This is a genomic window from Bacteroides caecigallinarum (assembly GCF_021530995.1).
GTDB lineage: Bacteria > Bacteroidota > Bacteroidia > Bacteroidales > Bacteroidaceae > Phocaeicola > Phocaeicola faecigallinarum.
Map to the genome: position 1 here is coordinate 1 of NZ_JADYTF010000324.1, position 298 is coordinate 298.

1 pseudogene is annotated in these 298 nt (G+C 57.4%); it reads right to left on the reverse strand.

The features are described 5' to 3' along the window. Positions 1-298, reverse strand: a pseudogene (locus I6E24_RS16855) (M43 family zinc metalloprotease); the annotation flags it as partial.

Below are 298 nucleotides of genomic sequence, written 5' to 3' on the forward strand. Positions count from 1 at the left end.
TGGACGATGCCGGGAGTTTCAAGCGGCGTACCGTCGGGCGCGGTGGTGGCGGCCACAAAGCGCACGCCGGTCTCTGTCTGCCCGGGGAGGTTGAAATAGTTGCTATATACATAATTGGCATAGTCCAACTGTTCCCTCACCATCCAGTCCTTGACCGGATAGTTGCCTTCGGCATCCGGAAAGAGGTGGAAGATGACGGGTATCTCGTAGGCGTCGGGGTTCTCCGCCACCGGTGCTGTGAGGCTGGAGCGGATTTCAACCGTGTTGGAATAGTACTCCGCCTTGTTTGTCTGCACAT